Genomic DNA, 19,813 nt, shown 5'->3' on the forward strand with positions numbered 1-19,813 from the left:
CAATCACTTCCCGTGACGTGGTATCGGGTTCCGGCTGCGATGGCGTTAGCGATCACCTTGTGATGCCCGTTGCCATTTTGTCATTCGCCGTTGACTGGCCGGCTGTCTGAGAACCAGTGCGCACACCGCTCAAGGGGAATCTTTTACTCTCACGCCTTCCTATATCCAGCAAGCCCTGTGCAGTGAGCTCCCGATGTCAGCCCAGCAAAAATTCCAGATTGTTTCTGCGGGTAAAACTCTCCGTGCCAAATCGCCGGCGGAGGTATTGCAGCAGATGGCTAGTGCGTTCTCTATCAAGACCGAGCAGGCGCGCAAACTGTTTGTTAAGGGCTGGGTGATCAAAGATCAACTGACTCCAGCGCAGGTGGTGCAGTATCGCACACAGCTGCAGCAGATCGGCCTGAAAATCGAGGTGCATCCGGCGGGCAAGTTCGACAACCGCGCAATCCTTGCCCGACTGCAGTTTGCCCGCCAGCGCAAGGCGAAGTTGAATCCGGAGGTGGCAGAAACGGCTCCGGTCGCGGCACTTCCCGCCGGGCTAGTCGATACGTCATCGGCGGATACGAAAAAAGCAGGGGGCAGCCTGTCTTCGCAAGACCTGCCAGCCAACCGGCCGCGTGTTCAGGTATCCCGTGAGGAGCTTCCTGGCGGTGACACGGGCGCAATGGCGAGCGCCCGCGCCCAACTGGAAGCGCTGTTTCTCCCGGAGAGCGCGCCCGAAGTTAACGTGAATACCGGCCGCTTGGCCATACTGCCGGGTATGTTCGGCGCGGCGTTGGTGCCGGCGCTTTTCTGCTTGATGTTTGGCCTGTGCGTGTATTACGCGGGGCTGACACTGTGGGCGATACCGGCGGCCATTCTTGAGGGCTCTTTCGGTTTCGCCACGATGGGGGGCGTGCTCGTTAAGCTGGTGCTGCTCGGTGTGTTTGCGGCGCTTTTGCCTATTCCCTATTTCTTTCCCGTGGTTTCTCCAGTGGATGGCGTGGCCGGTGAGCGGTTGCGCAAGCAAGAGGCGCCAGGGCTGTTTCTGTTGCTCGAGATACTGCAACAAAAGGTCGGCTTGGGGATTACCGGCAGGCTGGCGGGGCCGCGCAACCTCTCGGCCGCTAGTGCCACTACCGGCGCGCTGGTGGAGGTGACGCCCGGGGCGGAAATTCGCGTGAGGAAGGACACGGCCGGGCAACCGAGGCTGAGTCTCGGGCTCGCCGCAGTGGCCAGTTTGAAAGCCAGTGACGTGCTGGCGCTGATCGCCAGATCCATGTGCGGCTTTCACGGGCGCTGGAGCAGGCTTGCCGGCGAGCTCGCGCTGACGCCAGTGCAGCGACTGCAGCAGATGCAGGAAGCGATGGAGCAGGAACTGACCTTGCTCAGCGCCGGGGCGGGAACCGCAAAAATTCTTCAACCGCTGCACCGCTTGCTGGCCAGTTGCGGGCTGGCGCTGGTGCCGGTTACCGATCGTCTGCTCAGGCTGCATCGCGCCGCCAGTGGACCCCTGGCCCGGCGTCTGGAGACCCGTGCAGACTGCGCCGCCGCGCAGATCATCGGCAGCGATGGGTTTGCCGATTTTGCTGAGCGCTGGAACCAGTTATTACATGCGGATCTGGTATGTGGAGAAATCAACCGCGAGGCGCAATTGGTGGGCAAGCGTCTGGCCAATGTCCCGCAAGCGGTGCGTTGGTTGCGTGCCAATCTCGATGAGCAAACCCGGGCCAGTATCGAAATGTCGATGGGTGAGACCACCGACTGCTGGAGCCCGGCGGAGCCCGCCGGGCACGAGCGCATTGCCGCGGTTGAGGAGCGCGGTTTCAACCCTCTGCTGGCGCGCGGTGACTTTTCCTTTCCGAAGCTGTTCTTGGACTTCGACGGATTATGTATCAGAGTCAGCCGTGTGGGGGCGGACGACAGTTGCCGCGCGGTGGAGAATCATCTGCTACTCACCGCCAGCCGGGAGGTCGAGGAGGCTCAACAGACACTGACAGAGTATTTCAACCGGGTGATTCCGCGGGAGTTCCTACCCAATAGTGGACCAGCCAATGCAGAGCTGGCGGAGCTGGACCTGCAGCAGACCATCGACTGGTTGCGCGCCCGCCTGGTGGACTTACAGGAATTGGAACAGCGCCACGGACAACTGCAATTGCACGGCGCGCGCATCCAACTGGGGGCGGCGCTGGTGCGCGCCAACGTGCGTATCGACCCGCGCAAATATCATCTCACCGGTACCACGCCTGCAGCCGCGGACGAAACCCGCAAACACAACCGGGTGCGCATCCAGGAGAGCCAGCAGCAACGAGGGCAGATACATGCCATGTTCCTCCAGCGCATACGCAAAACGGTAGTGGGTATGGATACGCCGGAGCGCAATACGGCTGGCGCGCTGCTGGCAAAACTCGCCCTGTTTGAGCAGCTGCGGGAGCCGCTCTGCGCCCTGGAACGCACTGGCGATCTGGTGTGCGAAATGATCGAGCAGCACGCCGTCGGTGAGCTGCCCGCGGCGCTGCTGCAGAAATATCCACCTCTGGCGGTACAACAGATCCGCCAGGTTTATCAGGTTGCCACGCACAACGAGGGCCTGCTGAGTGACGATCTGCTGCAGAAACTGGCCGCCTGCGGGGAAGGAGAGGTTGTCATCACCGGCCACAGCCGGTCAGGAGAACTCATTAGCCAGTTGCAGGCGCTGGAATTGCGCTGCAAACACGCGAGTGCGGTGGTGCACGAGGGATATCAGTTACTGCTCGCGCGCCTGTTGGGATTGTGTCTGGCAGAAGAAAAGCGCCGCAACATCAAGCCGCTGCGCCTGGCAGCGGTCATTTGAGTTGAGAAGGCCGGGATCAACCCCCGGCCAGCTTTACCTTGTAGTTTTTGGACTCCAGCAGCAGCTTAATCTCATCGCGCTTGTCGCCCTGGATTTCGATCACGCCGTCCTTCAGCGCACCGCCGCACCCACAGCGCTTTTTTAGCTCCGCCAATAGCAGCTTGAGCTCGCTGTCGGTACCCTCCACGCCGCGCACACAGGTCACGCCCTTGCCCTTGCGGCCCTTGGTCTCGCGCTGGATGCGCACATAGCCGTCGCCCTGGTGGCGTCTCTCACTAGGCGGTTCCTCTTTGATGCGGCCGCGGTCAGTGGAATAGACGAGTCGGTTTTTGTCGCTCATGGGGCTGCTGGTACGTCGATGATGGGCGGGCAAGGATAGCGAAGCGCGGGATTTCGATAAAGAGGGGATCAGACCAAGGGCGCGCAGGTTGAGGTTTCGGAGCCGGGTTCGGCTAGAATGTCCGAGTATGCATCCGCCAAGAAGGAAAAGAGCGAATGGCGCTGACTGGAGCCCGCAAGTGGCTGAACGAAGTCATCTTCGGTACCGATACCCCCGCGGGTAAACTTTTTGACGTTGTCCTGATCTGGGCCATCCTGCTCAGCGTGGCGCTGGTGCTGCTGGCATCGGTGCAGAGCTGGTGGGTGCGCTATGGCGAAGTTTTTTTCGTCTTGGAGTGGTTTTTTACCGCCCTGTTTACCGTGGAATATCTGACGCGGATCTACTGTGCCCGGGACCGGCGGGAGTACATCTTCAGCTTTTACGGTGTTGTCGACCTGCTGGCGATTCTACCGAGTTATCTCGCTCTGATTTTCACCGGTGCCACCTACCTGATGGTGATCCGCTTGCTGCGCGTGCTGCGGATCTTCCGGATTCTGAAGCTGGTGCGTTACCTGAGAGACGCCAACATACTAGCGCGCTCCCTGTGGCAGGCGCGGCGGCGGATACTGGTGTTCTATGCTGGTGTACTCGTACTTTGTATCATCTTTGGCAGTGTGATGTTTGTGGTCGAAGGACCGCAGCACGGCTTTACCAGTATTCCCAAGAGTATCTACTGGACGATCGTCACCATCACCACCGTGGGGTTCGGGGATATCACCCCGCACACCCCGCTCGGGCAAACCATCGCCTCCATGACCATGCTGATCGGTTACTCCATCATTGCCGTGCCCACCGGCATAGTCACCGCGGAACTGGCACACGAGCTGGGTCGGGAAAAACAGCTGGCCCGCTGTCACAACTGCGGCCGCGCCGGCCACGATGCAGACTCCGAATTCTGCAAGCACTGCGGCTACCGGCTTGAGGAGTTCGAACCCACGCCGAGTGACTGACCAGGCGCATCGCCGGGTCTCGGGGAGTCCTTTGTCCGTTTCCTTAACAGTCATTGCGCTATCCGCTATCCTTGCGCCCCGTTTTGGCCGGTCGCGCCCCAGGTGTGCCGGTCTGTCTAACCCTCTCAGATACCGGACTTCTCCCAATGGATATCCAGGGATACTGCGCACCGGGCTATGAAGCCCTGTACGACGCTTTTGCCAGCAACTTTCGCGATCATGGAGATACGGGGGCATCCTTCTGTGCTGTGCTGCGGGGAGAGATTGTCGCCTCTCTGTGGGCCGGTAGTGCCGATCGCGATGGTGCGCGGCCATTCGAAGAGCATACGCTCACCAATGTGTTTTCTTCTTCCAAAGGTGTGCTCGCCCTCATTGCGCTACAACAGGTAGCGGCGGGCCGGCTGGATCTGGATCTGCCGGTGGCGCACTATTGGCCGGAATTTGCCGCCGCCGGCAAGCAGGATATCACCGGTCGGCAGTTGCTCTGTCACCGCTCCGGAGTCATCGCGTTTCGGGAAAAAGTTGCCGACGACCTGATCTATGACTGGGAGGCGGCACTAAGGCAAGTGGCGGCCACGGAACCCTGGTGGACACCGGGGTCGCGGCAGGGCTATGCGCCATTCCTCTACGGCTGGACACTGGGTGGTCTGATCGAGAAGGCCAGTGGCCTGTCGCTGATGTCATTGTACTGCGAGGGAGTGGCGGAACCCCTGGCATTGGACGGCGGCTTCGGCGCGGTGGGCCACCGCTCAACAAGCATTGCCGATGTGGGCCCTCTGAAAAAGCCGCTGCCGGAACTGCGCGATAACGCCATTGGCCGCTCCATTAAGGAGGATCGGCAGGGCCCGGTGGCTACCGCGTTTACCAACCCCGTCACCCTGATGATGGGAACCAATGGGGCGTCGTGGCGGGGTGCACTGATTCCGGCGGCCAACGGCCATTTCAGCGCGCGGGACCTGGCGACGATCTACGGCGATCTCGCGAGCGAAGCACCTGCGCTGCTGCCGGCGGATCTGCTGCGAACGTCCATTGAGGAACAGAGTCGCGGACAGGATGCCATCCTTCAGGCCGAGGTGGCATTCGCCTGTGGCTTTATTCGATCTGGGGAGGCCCAGGATCTTTATTTCGGCAGTCCCGCGGGCTTCGGCCACCCCGGTGCCGGCGGCAGCATCGGCTTTGCCGATCCGCTGGCGGAGGTGGGTTTCGGCTACGTCACTTCGCGTATGGGGCAAAGCCTGTTTATGGATCAGCGAGCGGTGGGGCTCATGCAGTGTCTTTACCGACTGCTGTAAGTGTCGAACACCGGAATACAGAAACGGCAATCGGGATTTGAACGCAGGTAGAGCACCATGAGCGATGAAGTAACGCGGCTTGCCGCGCGAGTGGATGAACTGGAAACCCGCCTGGCATTCCAGGAGGACACCCTGTCCCAACTGAACGATGTGATTGCGGTGCAGGACGCGCAGCTTCGCGCCCTGCTGGGGCGGGTTAAGGACGTGGCGGAAAAATACCAGGACCTCAGTTATGAACTGCAGAAGGGGTCGAAGCCGGAGGACGAAAAGCCACCTCATTATTGAACCGTTTCCAGTGCCGGCGCGCACTTTGTCTTCGCCGCTCTCTGTTGGACGCTGGTCAAAATGTCGGCAACTCGTCGTGGGCGCCATCACTAAACTGTCACCGCAACGGGGTAAACTCTTCCCGCAGCGCGTATTTCCACCCGAGTTTCTGGAAATCTCCCGGAATCCTGCCGTTCTCCCCCGGTCAAGCCTTGACAAGTTTTTTTCCACATGTTCACGCGGCCTGTGGGTAGTGGTGCATGGAGCCGCCAAATTGGTACGGGAAAAACGAATTATCTTGTAACTTACTGATTTTTAAGGAATAAATCTTTGGGGCCAAAAAGTGCGCAAATCGCTGGGGGCAAGAGATGGCGCCGGCTTGGGTCGACTTTATTGCGTTCATGCACAAAGTTATCCACAGATCTTGTGGAAGAACCCATTACAGGCGGGCACACCGAAATCAACCGTCGGTGGCAATGACCGGCGCCGGGTGTTTCCCAAGGAAACGAAATCCGGGTTTGTTCGCGGCAGGCAAAATGAAATGCAGAGGGCGTCAAATTTGGGATCTGTGCAGTAGACCTTAGAGGACTTTGCGCATAGTCTTCGTGCCCAAGGCGAATGTGGTTCAGCTTCCAGTCAGATTTCGGAAGCGATACTGCATTCAACCGCCGTATTTTTACCGGTTATCAGTAAAAGCGTTAGGAGAAGCTTAAATGAAAAAATGGGTAGCAATTCTTGCCCTGGGCTCACTGGTTGGTTGTACCACTCTGGACCCCTACACACAGGAAAGTAAAACCAGCAATGCCGCCAAAGGAGCGGGTGCTGGTGCCGTAGCTGGGGCCATCATCGGTGCGGCAACCGCCAGCAAGAGCGATCGCAAGAAAGGCGCCATCACCGGTGCGCTGGGTGGCGCAGCCATTGGCGGCGGTGTCGGTTACTACATGGACCGCCAGGAAATGGCACTGCGCCAGAAGCTGGAAGGTACCGGTGTACGGGTTCAGCGTGAGGGCGACAATATCCGCCTGATCATGCCGGGCAACATCACCTTCCCGACCAGCGGCTACGAAATCCGCACCGATTTCTACGGCACTCTGGACTCCGTAGTCCTGGTGCTGAAAGAATTCGACAAGACAGCAATTCGTGTAAGCGGCCACACCGACAGCACGGGTTCCGACGTTACCAACCAGACCCTGAGTGAACGTCGCGCCCAGTCCGTGGCCAACTTCTTCGGTTCCCGCGGTGTTGCCGCTGGTCGCGTGCAGGCGGTCGGCTATGGTGAGCGTTACCCCATCGCCAGCAACGACAGCGACGCCGGCCGTCAGGCCAACCGTCGTGTGGAGCTTGAACTGCTGCCGCTGCAGTAACAGACCCAAAGGGCGCTTCGGCGCCCTTTTTTGTTGATGATTTTGGTGACAGGCGAAAATGGCAGGGAAAGAAACCAAGGGTAGAGCGCAGGGATTGCGAAGGGGGAAGTGTTGAATCGCCCATCTATTTATACAGGGCCAGGTATGGCGTGCGGGATGGCACTGATGGCAGCCGTGGCAGTCGTCGCGGGCTGTGCCAATGAGCGCGTATCTGATGCCGCGCTGCACGCGGGCAATCTCGAAGCGCATCCAGCGGTGTCCGACAAGTCTCAGGGTGGCAGTGACCTGCCGCTCGACGAAGCCGTGTCACGTCGTGTTGCCGAGGCCGAGCTGGTGGCAAAAGTCCGCATCACCGGCGTGCACCGTATGATCGACCACGCGCTATCGGAGCCGGGTATGATGGCGATCCTCGGATACGTCTATTCCGGTGTGGCAGAGAAGGTGTGGAAAGGGGAGTCCGCCAGGTTACTGGCATTCCGGCAGACACTGGACGACTGTGAAGAAAAGCTTCATGAGGGCGAGCAGTACCTGATTTTTGCGAGTGTCGACACCGAGGGGCGCCTGCAGCTGACAAGCTGCGAAGCGGCCGTCGCGGATGGCGAGGCGGAGAATCTGCTGGTACAACTGGACCGCTACCTACAGGGGTGACCGCTCATATCTGCCCGCGTTGCATCAGCCTGTTTCCCCGCAAAAGGCGCAACCATATAGATCCCGCCTAAATAATCCGCTGGTTGTTTAATAGCAATTAATACTTGATTCCGGGAACAATGTTCCTTGAAGTGCGGCCATTGAAGATTATTCTTATCAGTATTGGCGCCGACTTCTTCTGCAATCCCGCATTCTGCGAAATCCGTTGTGGCGCTGACCGGTAACGACAGGGCAAATTGATATCGCGTCAACTGGCGCAACGGGTAGAGGTTGGCCCAGCTCGTTCTGAATCCTGCACAACCGACCAGGGGTCATTGGGTATATGAAGAAATTACTGTTACCACTGATAATTCTGCTGTTGATCATCGGCTATTTTATGGCGAAGAGAACGGACCACAGTGCGGACGACGCCTATGACAAACTGGAGAAACCGCCTGCGGAAAGTACCCAGCCGGTACCAGACAGCGACTCGGGTATGCCTGATACCACTACTCCACCGGACACCACTACTCCACCGGACACCACTACTCCACCGGACACCACTACGCCGCCAGACTCTGAGTCCACCATGCCACCAGATGACGATGACGTAGCGCCCATCACCGACGAGCCTCAGTCTTCTGACTCATTGCGCGATGAAGCCAGAGAAGCCGGTGATGCGATCGAGGGTGCGGCAAAGGAGACCGGTGACGTTATTAAAGATGCCGCCGAAGACGCCGGTGACGCGATCAAGGATGCCGGTGACGCAACCAAAGATGCCGCCGAGGATGCCTTAGACAAGCTCCGCGGCGAAGACAAAACCGAAAAGGAGCCGCAGCAGTAAGCGCCCGGAGCCTACCGTTAACGGTGTCTGCCAAAGGCCGCGAATATTCGCGGCCTTTTTTCTTTCCCGCCGCCGCATTCTTTCCTAGGCTGAAAAGAGCAGTAACAAAACTCTGACAGCCGATGATTGAGCACTGTTGGCATCACCACCACGACATTCTGGAGATCCGCCCGGTTGCGGAATTGAAGCCAGCGGAGTTTCGCGCACTCGCAGCGCAGGTCGATCCCGTTATCTGCCAGCATGGTTATCTTCAGGGGCTGTTGATCGATGCGCGCCACTTTCGCGGCTGGCAGAATTTCGCCGCTCTGGTTTCTCACTGTGTGTTTACCCGCAACCAGCACCGCCATGTGCATCGCATCGCGGTGCTTTCCGACAATGCACTGCTCGGCTTTATGCCGCAGCTGCTAAATCACTTTGTTGGCGCCGAAGTGCGTCCGTTTCCCGCCGACGACGCTGAATCCGCACTGGAATGGCTGCTCTATCCCGGTTAAATTCCCCGCTTTGAGCGAAGGAAAAGCCCGTTATGCCGTTGGCAGTCATCGCCGCAGAGCCGTCGTATTCCGAGCAGGCCGAAGCACTGGCGGCGCAGTTGCAGTTACCGTTTCTCGGGCTGGTGGATGAAAAATACATCGACGACCAGCCGTATGTGCTGAGTTGTGGCGAGCGGCTGCAGCTCTGTGCCACTGGGCGCAAGGCGCCGGGTCCGATTGCGGTGGACTTTGTCTCTGGCGCTGCTGCACACCGGCGTAAATACGGCGGCGGTAAGGGGCAGCAGATTGCCAAGGCGGTGGGTGTGCGCAGTGGGTTCTATCCGCGGGTTGTCGATGCCACCGCGGGTCTCGGGCGGGATGCGTTTGTGTTGGCGTCTCTCGGGTGCGAAGTGCGAATGTTGGAGCGCAATCCGTTGGTACACGCGTTGTTGGCCGATGGCGTCAGGCGCCTGCAGGAGGCCGCGGAGAGAGATATTGAGCTCGCCCCCATCGCCGAGCGCCTGGTATTGGAACCGCGCATAGAAAGCGCAGTGGAATGGCTTGAAGCGCAACCGGCGGAGTCCATCCCGGTGATCTATCTGGATCCCATGTTTCCGAGCCGCGAAAAAAGCGCCAGGGTGAAAAAAGACATGGTGGCGTTTCACGAAATCGTGGGCGCTGACGAAGACGCGGATGCGCTGCTGGCGCCAGCCTACGCGGCCTGTTATTACCGCACCGTGGTGAAAAGACCGCGGCTTGCGCCGGACCTCGCCGGCGCAAAACCGAACCTGCGTTTCGAGGGCAAATCCGGCCGCTTCGATCTCTATACCCGGCACGGCGTGCCGGGGTGACGAAAAGGTTGGGCTTTTTCAGCAGTTGACCGCGTTGACCGCGAGCCCACCGAGTGACGTTTCCTTGTACTTGCTCTGCATGTCGATACCAGTCTGGCGCATGGTCTCGATCACACTGTCGAGAGGCACGATGTGTGCACCGGTACCGCGCAGGGCCAGGCGCGCGGCATTGATCGCCTTCACCGCGCCCATGGTGTTGCGTTCAATACAGGGCACCTGCACCAGTCCGCCGATCGGATCGCAGGTGAGTCCCAGGTTGTGCTCCATGCCGATCTCCGCGGCGTTTTCAATCTGCTGATTGCTGCCGCCCTGGACCGCCGCAAGGCCGGCGGACGCCATAGAGCAGGCGACACCAATCTCTCCCTGGCAGCCCACCTCCGCTGCGGAAATGGACGCGTTTTTCTTGAACAGCATGCCGATAGCGCCCGCGGTGAGCAGGAATTCCACCACCTGATCTTTCAGGTCCCCGTGCTTCTCCGCCTCGTGCACGAAGTTCACGTAATAGGCGATGGTGGCCGGAATCACGCCAGCGGCGCCGTTGGTGGGGGCGGTGACAATACGTCCGCGGGCCGCGTTTTCCTCGTTTACCGCGAGTGCATACAGGCTCACCCAGTCGAGGATGGCAAGCCCCTGGCGGCGCTCATCTTCGGTCTGCTTCGACAGCTCGCGGTAGTGCTCTTCGGCGCGGCGGCGCACACCGAGGCCTCCTGGCAGCACACCTTTCTGGTGGCAGCCGCGCTGGATGGAGGCGTCCATCACTTCCCAGATGTGCCACAGGCCGTCTTTTACCTCCTGCTCGCTGCGAAATGCCTTCTCGTTCTCCATTGCCAGCTCGGCAATGGTCCAGCCGTGGCGCTCGCAGACATTCATCATTTCCTGCGCGGAGCTGAAGTCATAGGGCAGCAGGGTGGCAATCTGGTCCTTGTTCTGGAAATCCTCTTCCGACAGCACAAAGCCACCGCCGATGGAGAAATAGCTGCGCTGAAACAGCAGCTCGCCGTCGGCGAAGGCCTTGCAGGTCATGCCGTTGGAGTGCTGTGGCAGGAATACATCCCGGTGGAACTGCAGATCGCGCCCCTTCTCAAAGTGGATGGCGCGGGTGCCGTTCAGGATCAGCTGCAGGTGCTCGTCGATATATGCGAGACGCCCGTCGATGCGATCCACATCGATGGTGTCGGGGGCTTCGCCCTCAAGTCCCATCAACACCGCCATATCGGTGCCGTGGCCGATGCCAGTGAGGGCGAGGGAACCGTACAGATGTACTTCGACGCGCTCGGTTTTTACCAGTTCGCCACGGGCTTCCAGGTCGCAGACAAATTGCCTGGCTGCCACCATGGGGCCAACAGTATGGGAGCTTGAGGGCCCAACGCCGATTTTGAACAGCTCGAAAACACTGATACTCATGTGTGCGGGGTGTCTCTCGTCGCGCGCCGGAAGTCCCGGCGCAGATATAAGTGTAGTTATATGGCCCGCAGGCCTATTGCTCAGAGCGGACACGTTCGCTGAAGCCTATCAGCGGCGCAATATACGGGCAGGAATTCAAAATATTATTTGGCGCGCGCTAGAGCTGGTGCAACAAACGACTAATTTGCTGCACCATGGCGCATGGAATATTGCGGATCAAAGGGAAGGGTTGGTCGCGATCTGCCGGTTACGTCGCGGTGGCCGTCAGGGTCGCGCGCAGCGGGGCTGGGTGGCCTTCGATGGTCTTGCTGTGGTCATTCGGATCGAGGAAATCCACTAGGGATTCAAAGTGCATCCAGTCGGTGCTGCGCTGTTCTTCCAGGCGGGTGCGATCCAGATCCACGGTGCGCACATCCACAAAGCCGGTTTTGCGCAGCCAGCTTTCCAGGGTGGCGGTACTGGGGAAGAAAAACACATTGCGCATTTTCGCATAGCGGTCCTCTGGTACCAGGCAGTCTCCGAGTCCGCCCTCGACGACCAGGGTTTCCAGTAGCAGCTGGCCACCGGGACGCAGGGTCTCTTTGAGTTCGCGCAGATGATCCAGCGGCGAGCGGCGGTGGTAGAGCACCCCCATCGACAGCGTGGTGTCGAAGGCCTGCAGATTGGTGGGCAGGGCCTCGATACCGACCGGTAACACATCCACCGGTTTCTCCAGTCCCAGGTATTTCTTCAGCGCGTAAAACTGCGCGACGAATTTGGCGGAGGGATCGATGCCGATGACCCGCCGCGCGCCGGCACCATACTGCCGCCAGCAGTGGTAACCGCTGCCACAGCCCACATCCAGTACCACGCGATCTTTGAGATCGTGCAGGTGCGGCGCTACGCGGTCCCACTTCCAGTCCGAGCGCCACTCGGTGTCGATGCAAATATCGAATAGGGTCCAGGGGCCCTTGCGCCAGGGGTGCAGTTTGCGCAGTTGCGATTCCAACAGTTGACGCAGCTCATTGCTGGTGTCGGCGGCGCTGCCGATACGCACCTCGTCTGCAACGTCGATAGAAGAGGGTGCAATCTCCGGTAGCGCCTGCAATACGGCCTGCCAGTCCGGCAGATCGCCCCAGCGCGCAGGGCTGAGGCCCTCGGCAATCTGTTGCGGCAGTGTGGCGAGCCAGGGGCGCAGCGCGGGAATATGCTGCAGTCCAGCGTAAAGCGGGGTGTAGTCAATCATGGATGACGAAGGTCTGTCAGCCGTCGCGGCGCTTGATGGCGATTAGCGAGGCAAAATTAAAACACTGGAACCATACATCGACGCTGCTGAACCCTACATTTTTCAGGCGGGCGCGGTGCTCCTGCAGGGTTTCCGGGATCAGCACATTTTCCAGCGCGCTGCGCTTTTGCGCGATTTCCAGCGCGCTGTAGCCATTCGCGGCCTTGAACGAGTGGTGCAGGTCGATCATCAGTTCGTGGTGATCCACGTCGGAGAAGGCGACCTTTTCCGACAGGATCAGTACGCCGCCCGGGCGCAGGCCGTCGTGGATTTTCTGCAGAATGGCTTCGCGTTCGTCGGTGGGAATGAACTGCAGGGTGAAGTTCAGCACTACCACTGAGGCGTTGTCGATGGCCACATTCTGCAGGTCGTCGCACACCAGCTGCACCGGGATCTGGCCGCTGTCAGCGGCCAGTACGGTGCGTGCGCGCTCGATCATCGCCGGAGAATTGTCCACCGCGATGATTTCGCAATCCGCCGCCGGGATCCGGTGGCGCATGGCGAGGGTGGCCGCGCACAGCGAACTGCCGAGGTCGTAGCAGCGGCTACCGGCCTGGGCATAGCGCTCGGCCAGGGTGCCGATCATCGCCACGATGGTGGTGTAGCCCGGCACCGAGCGCTGGATCATGTCCGGAAAGACTTCCACTACCGACTGGTCGAAGCTGAACCCGGCCACCTGGCCGAGCGGTTTGGCAAAGATGTCGTCCTTCTTGCTCACTGCCGGCAACTCACAGCTTCTCTTCGTGCAGGTTCAGCGCCAGGCCAGCCTCGCGGCCCTGGCTGCCGGTCACCACCGCGGTGCTGGCTTTTTCCGGCTTCAAGTACGTTCTGCCCACCCGCTGCAGGTCCTCCCGCGTGACTTCGGTAACCTTGCGGCGGAATTCCTGGCGCACCGCATGGGTGCGGCCGTACAGGTTGGAGTGGAAGGCTTTCTTGGCTTCACCGGCGGGGGAGCCGGGTTTGTCCATACCGCCTACCACGCCGAGGATAGCCTCTTCCACCTGCGAATCGTCGTGGGTCTCGTTCAGCAGCCAGTCGATGGACGCGTCGAAATCCTTCAGAGTGTCCGCCATGCGCGGGTCGCGATAGGAGTAAAAGCGGAAGGCGCCGATGTTCACATCGTGACTGGCACCGCCGCCGTAGGCGCCGCCCTGCTCGCGGATGGTGCGGTGCAGGAAGCCATTGCGCAGGAAGCCGCCGAGCACTGCGAGCGCCGGGGCATCCGCGTGGGACATGGACACCGTGGGGTAGGCCTTGGCGCAGAAGTTAACCTGACTGTTGGCAAGCCACACCTCCTGGACCTTGTGCGGGGAGAACGGCGCGTTGTCGTCAAAGTGGCTTTCCGCACCGCCGGCGACCAGAGGTTTCAGCGCCTGGGTAAAGTCGCCCAGCTTCTCGTCTTCGCCGATCAGCAGGAACTGGCGCTTGGCATTGGCAATCTTTTGGTGGATCGCGCCGAACTTGCCGGCGAGGGTTTCCAGCCCGGCACTGCTATCCAGGGACTTCACCAGCGCCTTGAGCTGTCGCAGGCCGAGCAGGCCACCGGATTCGTGGCCATCGGCGGCAGCGCGGTTGAAGCCGGCGCTGGCGGCGGCCATGGCGAGGGCGTGGCCGTTGCCCACCACAGACTGTTCGCGGCGGGCGAGCGTCTGCAACAGCAGCTCCTTGATGCGCGGCAGCTCGTCGAAGCGTACGTCTTCGATGGTTGCCTGCATCAGTTCGGTCAGTGCGGCCTGATTTGCCGCCAGCGCCTTGCCGGACAGAATGAAATGGCCGGATTGGCTGTGCAGGTCGTCCAGCGCCGTGCGGTGGCTGGTAAATCCGTGCAGGGAGCCGGCTACTGCAGCCTGCCACTGTTGCACTTCAAGGTAGCTTTTGCTGCCGAGGCCGAGCTCGCACAGGGTCTGGCAGTAGTAGGGGAGCAGGCTGCGCTCCTCCTCGGTAAACTCGGGCAGGGTGGCGACCAGCTGCTGGTACACGAGGCCGTTGGTACCGGCGCTGTAGCGGCTGACCTTGGCGCCGTCCAGGTCGATTTCCTCGCCCTCCACTTTGGGCAGTTCCGGCGGAATATCTTCCACGCCCACCTTAGGCAGGATGGATTCATCGTCCTTGCGCAACTGGCGCTCGGCCAGCGCTTTGGCGGTCTGCATGATCTGATGTTTTTCACCGTCGTCGAGGCCGGCTTTGATCTGTGCCAGGCGGGCTTTCTCGGCCTGTTCGGCGCGGTGGGCCATGTCCGGGTCCGGTGACAGTACCAGGCGCACCCGGTGCTGGTTTTCCAGCAGAAGCTTGCGTGCGGCGTCGGCAATGAATTTCGGGTCTTTGATCTGCTCGCGCAGTTTTTCCAGGGTGGCGTCGATATTGAGCAGGCCAATGGCGTCGCCGCGGTGGGTGGCGCCGGTCAATGCAGTAAGGATCAACTGCAGGCCGTAGGGGTAACCGTCGCCGCCGATTTCGCGCTGTTGCAGTTCAAGCTGGTGTAGGGCGGCGGATACCTGTTCGTAGGGCACGCCGTTTTCCGCGACGTCTTCGAGCACCTTGAGCACCTGCTTTTCCAGCTCATCGGCGCGTTCGCGCTCGCTGCCCTCAATACCACACACAAACACCAGCTCGCGCTGGGAGTCGTCAAGGCCGCAGAGGGGGGAGGGGGAATGCCCCAGTTCGCTGGTTTCCAGCAGGTGCATCAGTGGCGAAGCACTGTTGTCCAGCAACACACCGGCGAGCAGGTGCGCGGTCATTGCCTCTTCAAGATCGGTCACATCGCCCAGCAGCCAGCCGAGCACGATATGGGTTTTCTCCTCCAGACCTTCCTCGCTGGAGAGCGGGTAATTTTCTTCCACCCGCACCGGCGCTACGTAGAGTTTTTCCCTGCCTACCTCGATGGTTTCGTGATGTCGATCAAACTTGTGCAGGGCTTTTTCTTCAAAGATCGCCTGATGCTCCGCCGCCTCGATATTGCCGAAGGTCATGAAAATGGCGTTGCTGGGGTGGTAGTGGGTGCGGTAGAAGTTCACCAGCTCTTCATAGCTGAGGTCGGGAATGTCCGCGGGCTCACCACCGGAATTGAAATGGTAGGTGGTGCTGGGGAACAGGTATTTGCTCAGCTTCTGCCACAGCTGGGACGTCACCGAACTCATGGCGCCCTTCATCTCATTGAAAACCACGCCCTTGAACACCAGATCGCTGTCCGGGTTGTCGGCTTCCGCGAATTCCAGGCGGTGGCCCTCCTGGGCAAAGTCCAGTGGATCGAGACGCGCGAAGAATACCGCGTCCAGGTATACGTCCAGCAGGTTGTCGAAATCCTTGCGGTTCTGGCTGGCGAAGGGGTAGGCGGTCCAGTCGGAGCTGGTAAAGGCGTTCATAAAGGTATTGAGAGAACGCCGTATCATCATGAAGAACGGATCGCGCACCGGGTATTTATCGCTGCCGCACAGCGCCGTATGTTCGAGAATATGCGCGACGCCAGTGGAATCTTCCGGTACCGTGCGCAGCGCCACCAGGAACACGTTTTCCGGATTGTCGGCAGCGATATGCAGATGCTGGGCACCGGTGCGGCGGTGGCGATACTCTTCCACGCGCACACCGAGAGATTCAATTTCGGCACTGGTAATCGGCTCGAATGCTGGATGTACGTTGCTCAAATGACGGCTCCATTGAATGAATTGCAGTTGCCGGTAGCGCCGGCTGGCAGAAACGGCGGCCATTTTAGCGCTCCGGGGCGGCGAATTGACAGGGTTGACAGGTTTGAGTTGACACCTGCGCCGCCGATGCGAAACTTCCGACATGAGTAAACAGGCGCCTGTGCAATCGGCGCTCTGCAGATTTCACAGGTACGGCAAAGTTGCCATAAATGTAGTTGATAGGGGAAAGCGTGTTGAACTGGATGGATTATGCAAGCCTGGCGGGGTTCTGCCTGACGTGGGCGGGCTACACCTTGTTTGCCCGCAGGAAGGCGAAGACGGCCTGGTGTCTGGCGTCGTCCATGCAGTGGTATCGGGTCGAATGGATGCTGCGCATGCTGGAGCGCGAGGTACGTATCCCGGACGCGGCCATCCTCGGCAATCTGGAGCGTGTCATCGGCTTCTTTGCGTCCACCAGTATCCTGATCCTGGCGGGTCTGGTGACCGCACTGTCGGCCAACAGTGCTGCGGTGGAAGTGCTCAGCAGCCTGCCATTTGCCCAGCCCACTACGGTGCAGCAGTTTGAACTCAAGGTGCTGGTTCTGATCCTGATCTATATCTTCGCCTTCTTCAATTTCACCTGGTCCCTGCGCCAGTACTCTTTCGCCAATGTGCTGCTCGGCGCTGCCCCGTTGATTGAGGAAGAAGAGGTAACAAGGGAGGAGCGTCGCCGTTACGCTATTAGTGCGGCCAAGGTGATCGACCAGGCCGGGCATAGTTACAACTACGGTCTGCGCTGTTACTACTTTTCAATGGCGGTAATGGGGTGGTTCGTTCATCCGGTATTGTTTGTCGCGGGCTTTGCTACGGTGGTCTGGGTGCTATACATGCGTGAGTTCCACTCCAGAACTCTGCAGGCGATCCTTGCGGCTGAGGGGCGCTCCCTCGACCAGAAGCGGGAGAAGTGATGCGCGGGATACTCGGAATGTCTGGCTCGCGGCACCAATCCCGTGGCTGACCGCAATTTTGACGACCTCGCCCAGCGTTTCAGAAAACGTATCTATGGGGGGCTGAAGGGCGATATCCGGCTGGCGGTCCTGGGCCGGGATCTGGCGCCACTGCTCGATCGTGCGGACAACAAACCTCTGTGCGTGGTGGATGCCGGTGGCGGCCAGGGGCAATTCGCGCTGGATCTTGCCGCCCGCGGCCACGGCGTGTGGGTTACGGATATCTCTGGCGAAATGCTGGCGCTGGCACAGGAGCAGATCGATGCCCGCGGGCTGTCGGCGCGGGCGCAGACACTACGCTTGCCACTGCAGGCACTGAGTTCCGACCCGCGTGTCCCGGCGGTGGATTTGCTGTTGTGTCACGCGGTGCTGGAATGGCTGGAGCAACCCCAGCAGGCGTTGGAGGCGCTGGCGGAATGCCTGAAACCCGGCGGCTACCTGTCGCTCACATTCTACAACCGGCGTGCCCTGGAGTTTCGCCTGCTGCAGCGGGGAAGTTTGCGGCAGCTGGATCGAAACAGGGAAAGTGGTGACTGGGGCGGGCACCCCGGCAGCCTGACACCGAAGAACCCGCTGCTGCCGGAAATGGTGCTGGACTGGGTAGGGCAGACGGGCCTGAATATCGTCGCCCACAGTGGTATTCGTTGTTTTCATGACTTTATGACGCCGGAAATGCGCGACAAATTGCCGCCAGAGGCCATCGTGCAAAAAGAATTGCTCTATTCCCGCATCGATCCCTACCGGCAGCTGGCGCGCTATGTGCATCTGCTGTGCCGGCGGACGTAAACCGGTCGCCAGTTGTCTGTTCAGCGATCCAGTTGCTTCAGCAGCAGAGCCTTGGCCGCGTTGATACGCGAAGCGAGATAGTCGTTACCGCCGCGATCCGGGTGGAATTTCTGGATCAGCTTGCGGTGGGCGCCGATGATTTCCTCGCGGCTCGCATGGGCGGAAACGCTCAGGATCTTGCGGGCTTCTTCCACCGTGAGCTGCGGCTCCCGGTCGGTGGCAGAAGCGTGGTCTCTGTGCGCCTTTTCATCGGTTGATTTCTGTTTTTCCGCGCGTGCCTGCGTGTGCCTGGCAATCAGCGGGGCAATCCACGGCAAGTGCCGCCCAAATGTACGCCATGCCTGACCGAGGAGCGGCAGAACCACGGCAATGGCGGCGCCAACCCAGTGCAGTCGACCGGTGATCGCCAGTAAAACCGCCGCCAGCGCGAGGGCAATCAGTACCCATTGCACGAGCAACTTGCGCCGCTTGTCCGGCGGTGTGTATTTGAATTTCTGGATCGCCAGCCAGGCAAAAATGCCGACGGCAATCAGCAGGATCATACGGCCCAAGGTGTGTTGCTCCGGGAAGGATAAGAGATGTCAGGCCGCAAGCGTATCAGATGTCGATTCGGATGCCGATGGCGTTGAAGCTGTCAAATTCTTGCGCAGCCACAGCGTTGCTGCCGTCAAAGCCATTTTCAAAGTAAATGCGTACGCGCTCGTTCCAGCGATACTGGAAGCCCAAATAGTACTGCTCCAGCCTGTATCGGTCGGCCAGGATAAGCGCTGCGTCGAATTCTGGATCGTCGGATACCAGGTAGTTATGCCCGCCGTAGAACGAATAGCAGTTGTCGGTGCCCCAAGTATAGCTGAGGAAAGACTCCGATCCCCTGGCATTGAAAAAGTTGGTGATGCCTTCCACGGAGCCTGCTGGTGCCAGTTGGTTGTTCTGCGAGCGCTGGAAGACCACGGCGCCGTAGAAACCTTTGGCAAAGGCCTCTTTGCCGTAGTACATGCCAAGGGCCGTGGCCCAGTCATTGCTGCTGGCATTAAACGCGTAGTCATCCCGGATCAGTACCGGTTCGACGTCGGATGTATCAAAAATCAACCCATCCTGGCTGGCGATATCCAGTTTGACACGGTTGTAGGTTGCGCCGATAAACAGCCCATCGCCGACATTGGCCGTGTATACCAGAGCGATGCCGTGGCTGAGCCCGTATTCACAATCTCCCGGTGGACATACGAGCAGGGTATCGGGGCCGACAATGTCATCCACCATGATGTCCAGATCGGCCACATGGGCAGCGGACTGCAGGCCAATCTTGAATTCGCCGGCATCGAACTTCCAGGTCTTGCGCCACGCCAGGGCACTGTCTGCACGGCCGGTGCCCGCAGGCCCCCCATCCGTATCCAGGCCGTAAGTACCACTGGCAAGGCCACCGGATACGTTATACCAGTCGGTAATGTAGGTGACCTCGTAGTAGACCCCCCATTGTTTTCCCGCGGAGAACTCTCCCCAGGTGGGGTGCTTTGCAAATGCGTGGCCCTGGCGGAGGTAAAGCGATTGCAGTTCTTCGCCGGGCATCGCCTGCTGATCCCCTTGTATCACGAGTGTCTGCGCAGAATTGATCGCCCGCACGCCCCACTCAACGTTGAAGCCCGTATCCCAGAGGTCATAGGCGGGTACATTCAGGCCAAAGCGGATACGCGAGGCTCCATTCTGCATTGCGGTATCGCCAAAAGTGTTGACCATGTGCGCGCTGAACCACCCCTCCATGTACAGTGTGACCTGATTGGACTGGTAGATGGGGACTGCCCCGGCACCGGAAGCCGCGGCTATGCCCGCAGCCGCCAGAAATCGCGTGTGGAGTTTCTTATTCATGCCCTGATCTCTTGCT

18 protein-coding genes are annotated in these 19,813 nt (G+C 59.9%); 11 read left to right on the plus strand and 7 right to left on the minus strand.

Features of this window, described 5'->3' with window-relative positions; genetic code table 11:
• Positions 1-193: 193 nt before the first annotated feature.
• A complete protein-coding gene (locus GNX18_RS04030; protein WP_166215547.1) occupies positions 194-2,812 on the plus strand; it encodes a hypothetical protein in 2,619 nt (872 codons plus the stop codon).
• Positions 2,813-2,828: 16 nt separating this feature from the next.
• Here GNX18_RS04030 and yciH read toward each other — a convergent pair whose 3' ends face one another.
• Positions 2,829-3,152, minus strand: coding sequence for a stress response translation initiation inhibitor YciH (gene yciH, locus GNX18_RS04035; protein ID WP_138235430.1), 324 nt, complete (start codon positions 3,150-3,152; stop codon positions 2,829-2,831).
• A gap of 155 nt (positions 3,153-3,307) precedes the next feature.
• Here yciH and GNX18_RS04040 point away from each other — a divergent pair, with 155 nt between their 5' ends.
• The 8 genes from GNX18_RS04040 (at position 3,308) to GNX18_RS04075 (ending at position 9,853) form a co-directional block, all read left to right on the plus strand.
• Positions 3,308-4,141, plus strand: coding sequence for an ion transporter (locus GNX18_RS04040; RefSeq protein ID WP_138235431.1), 834 nt, complete (start codon positions 3,308-3,310; stop codon positions 4,139-4,141).
• A 146-nt stretch (positions 4,142-4,287) separates the two neighbouring features.
• Positions 4,288-5,433, plus strand: a complete 1,146-nt coding sequence (locus GNX18_RS04045; protein WP_138235432.1) for a serine hydrolase domain-containing protein — start codon at positions 4,288-4,290, stop codon at positions 5,431-5,433.
• Positions 5,434-5,490: 57 nt separating this feature from the next.
• Positions 5,491-5,718 (plus strand): SlyX family protein, encoded by a 228-nt coding sequence (locus GNX18_RS04050; RefSeq protein ID WP_166215549.1) that lies wholly within the window; start codon positions 5,491-5,493, stop codon positions 5,716-5,718.
• A 692-nt stretch (positions 5,719-6,410) separates the two neighbouring features.
• A complete protein-coding gene (locus GNX18_RS04055) occupies positions 6,411-7,061 on the plus strand; it encodes an OmpA family protein (protein WP_138235434.1) in 651 nt (216 codons plus the stop codon).
• Positions 7,062-7,217: 156 nt separating this feature from the next.
• A complete protein-coding gene (locus GNX18_RS04060) occupies positions 7,218-7,709 on the plus strand; it encodes a hypothetical protein (protein ID WP_166215551.1) in 492 nt (163 codons plus the stop codon).
• A gap of 322 nt (positions 7,710-8,031) precedes the next feature.
• Positions 8,032-8,532 carry a hypothetical protein gene (locus GNX18_RS04065; protein WP_166215553.1) on the plus strand — a complete coding sequence of 167 codons (501 nt, stop codon included), beginning with the start codon at positions 8,032-8,034 and terminating at the stop codon, positions 8,530-8,532.
• 122 nt (positions 8,533-8,654) lie between these two features.
• Positions 8,655-9,023 (plus strand): STAS/SEC14 domain-containing protein, encoded by a 369-nt coding sequence (locus tag GNX18_RS04070; protein ID WP_166215555.1) that lies wholly within the window; start codon positions 8,655-8,657, stop codon positions 9,021-9,023.
• Between the two features lie 32 nt (positions 9,024-9,055).
• A complete protein-coding gene (locus tag GNX18_RS04075; protein ID WP_166215558.1) occupies positions 9,056-9,853 on the plus strand; it encodes a class I SAM-dependent methyltransferase in 798 nt (265 codons plus the stop codon).
• Between the two features lie 18 nt (positions 9,854-9,871).
• Here the strand turns inward: GNX18_RS04075 and GNX18_RS04080 are convergent, their stop codons facing one another.
• The 4 genes from GNX18_RS04080 to GNX18_RS04095 all read right to left on the minus strand — a co-directional run bounded on the left by GNX18_RS04080 (position 9,872) and on the right by GNX18_RS04095 (position 16,225).
• Positions 9,872-11,257: an L-serine ammonia-lyase gene (locus GNX18_RS04080; RefSeq protein WP_166215560.1), complete on the minus strand. Its 1,386-nt coding sequence runs from the start codon at positions 11,255-11,257 to the stop codon at positions 9,872-9,874.
• A 247-nt stretch (positions 11,258-11,504) separates the two neighbouring features.
• Positions 11,505-12,482, minus strand: a complete 978-nt coding sequence (gene cmoB / locus GNX18_RS04085; protein WP_166215562.1) for a tRNA 5-methoxyuridine(34)/uridine 5-oxyacetic acid(34) synthase CmoB — start codon at positions 12,480-12,482, stop codon at positions 11,505-11,507.
• Positions 12,483-12,498: 16 nt separating this feature from the next.
• Positions 12,499-13,239, minus strand: a complete 741-nt coding sequence (cmoA, locus tag GNX18_RS04090; protein WP_166215564.1) for a carboxy-S-adenosyl-L-methionine synthase CmoA — start codon at positions 13,237-13,239, stop codon at positions 12,499-12,501.
• A 10-nt stretch (positions 13,240-13,249) separates the two neighbouring features.
• Positions 13,250-16,225, minus strand: coding sequence for an insulinase family protein (locus tag GNX18_RS04095; RefSeq protein WP_166215566.1), 2,976 nt, complete (start codon positions 16,223-16,225; stop codon positions 13,250-13,252).
• Positions 16,226-16,404: 179 nt separating this feature from the next.
• On the opposite strand from GNX18_RS04095, the gene GNX18_RS04100 reads away from it, so the two are divergent.
• Entirely contained in the window at positions 16,405-17,109 is a 705-nt protein-coding gene (locus GNX18_RS04100) for a DUF599 domain-containing protein (protein WP_138235521.1), read from the plus strand.
• Positions 17,110-17,151: 42 nt separating this feature from the next.
• Entirely contained in the window at positions 17,152-17,934 is a 783-nt protein-coding gene (locus GNX18_RS04105; protein ID WP_166215568.1) for a methyltransferase, read from the plus strand.
• A gap of 20 nt (positions 17,935-17,954) precedes the next feature.
• Here GNX18_RS04105 and GNX18_RS04110 read toward each other — a convergent pair whose 3' ends face one another.
• Complete coding sequence (locus tag GNX18_RS04110) at positions 17,955-18,476, minus strand: molecular chaperone DnaJ (RefSeq protein ID WP_240914341.1); 522 nt, start codon at positions 18,474-18,476, stop codon at positions 17,955-17,957.
• Positions 18,477-18,531: 55 nt separating this feature from the next.
• Complete coding sequence (locus GNX18_RS04115; protein ID WP_166215572.1) at positions 18,532-19,797, minus strand: porin; 1,266 nt, start codon at positions 19,795-19,797, stop codon at positions 18,532-18,534.
• Positions 19,798-19,813 lie beyond the last annotated feature (16 nt).

It is taken from the genome of Microbulbifer sp. SH-1 (assembly GCF_011326135.1).
GTDB classification, from domain to species: domain Bacteria; phylum Pseudomonadota; class Gammaproteobacteria; order Pseudomonadales; family Cellvibrionaceae; genus Microbulbifer; species Microbulbifer harenosus.

Bases quoted from the DNA above. Each gene is read 5' to 3' on its own strand.
- GNX18_RS04030 (WP_166215547.1), top strand. From the start codon at position 194: ATGTCAGCCCAGCAAAAATTCCAGATTGTTTCTGCGGGTAAAACTCTC.
- yciH (WP_138235430.1), bottom strand. From the start codon at position 3,152: ATGAGCGACAAAAACCGACTCGTCTATTCCACTGACCGCGGCCGCATC.
- GNX18_RS04040 (WP_138235431.1), top strand. From the start codon at position 3,308: ATGGCGCTGACTGGAGCCCGCAAGTGGCTGAACGAAGTCATCTTCGGT.
- GNX18_RS04045 (WP_138235432.1), top strand. From the start codon at position 4,288: ATGGATATCCAGGGATACTGCGCACCGGGCTATGAAGCCCTGTACGAC.
- GNX18_RS04050 (WP_166215549.1), top strand. From the start codon at position 5,491: ATGAGCGATGAAGTAACGCGGCTTGCCGCGCGAGTGGATGAACTGGAA.
- GNX18_RS04055 (WP_138235434.1), top strand. From the start codon at position 6,411: ATGAAAAAATGGGTAGCAATTCTTGCCCTGGGCTCACTGGTTGGTTGT.
- GNX18_RS04060 (WP_166215551.1), top strand. From the start codon at position 7,218: ATGGCACTGATGGCAGCCGTGGCAGTCGTCGCGGGCTGTGCCAATGAG.
- GNX18_RS04065 (WP_166215553.1), top strand. From the start codon at position 8,032: ATGAAGAAATTACTGTTACCACTGATAATTCTGCTGTTGATCATCGGC.
- GNX18_RS04070 (WP_166215555.1), top strand. From the start codon at position 8,655: ATGATTGAGCACTGTTGGCATCACCACCACGACATTCTGGAGATCCGC.
- GNX18_RS04075 (WP_166215558.1), top strand. From the start codon at position 9,056: ATGCCGTTGGCAGTCATCGCCGCAGAGCCGTCGTATTCCGAGCAGGCC.
- GNX18_RS04080 (WP_166215560.1), bottom strand. From the start codon at position 11,257: ATGAGTATCAGTGTTTTCGAGCTGTTCAAAATCGGCGTTGGGCCCTCA.
- cmoB (WP_166215562.1), bottom strand. From the start codon at position 12,482: ATGATTGACTACACCCCGCTTTACGCTGGACTGCAGCATATTCCCGCG.
- GNX18_RS04095 (WP_166215566.1), bottom strand. From the start codon at position 16,225: ATGGCCGCCGTTTCTGCCAGCCGGCGCTACCGGCAACTGCAATTCATT.
- GNX18_RS04100 (WP_138235521.1), top strand. From the start codon at position 16,405: ATGGATTATGCAAGCCTGGCGGGGTTCTGCCTGACGTGGGCGGGCTAC.
- GNX18_RS04110 (WP_240914341.1), bottom strand. From the start codon at position 18,476: ATGATCCTGCTGATTGCCGTCGGCATTTTTGCCTGGCTGGCGATCCAG.
- GNX18_RS04115 (WP_166215572.1), bottom strand. From the start codon at position 19,797: ATGAATAAGAAACTCCACACGCGATTTCTGGCGGCTGCGGGCATAGCC.